This is a genomic window from Mesorhizobium sp. M00.F.Ca.ET.216.01.1.1 (assembly GCF_004010325.2).
Lineage (GTDB): Bacteria > Pseudomonadota > Alphaproteobacteria > Rhizobiales > Rhizobiaceae > Mesorhizobium.
This window is the reverse complement of the sequence record NZ_SADR02000241.1, coordinates 1-368: the sequence shown is the minus strand read 5'-3', so window position 1 is coordinate 368 and position 368 is coordinate 1. Positions and strand designations below refer to the sequence as shown.

Annotated in this window: 1 protein-coding gene; it reads left to right on the top strand. The window is 65.2% G+C overall.

The window, feature by feature from the left end; translation table 11 throughout:
• The coding region (locus EN859_RS35925; RefSeq protein ID WP_189502524.1) for an FUSC family protein at nucleotides 1-368 on the top strand (368 nt) is incomplete at both ends.

Sequence of the window (368 nt, the reverse complement as noted above, 5' to 3'; positions counted from 1 at the left end):
ATCCGCGCGGCCGTTGCCACGCTGTTGGTCGCGGCTTTCTGGCTGACGACGAAGTGGTCGGAGGCGGCCGGCACCGTCATCCTGGTTGCCGTCGTGTCGAGCTTGTTTGCCGCTCGCCCCGATCCCGTGCAGGTATCATGGGGTTTCTTCAAGGGAACGCTGCTCGCTTTGCCGTTCGCCTTTCTCGTCGGCCAGATCGCACTTCCCGCCCTGCCCGGCTTCGGCTGGTTCATGCTGTTCGTGGTGCCGATCCTGGTGCCGGCGGCGCTCGCCATGGCCAATCCGCGCCATGTCGGCGTCGCGACCGCCTTCGCCATCAACTTCCTGGCCTTCCTCAGCCCGCATCAGCAGATGATTTACGATCCCGG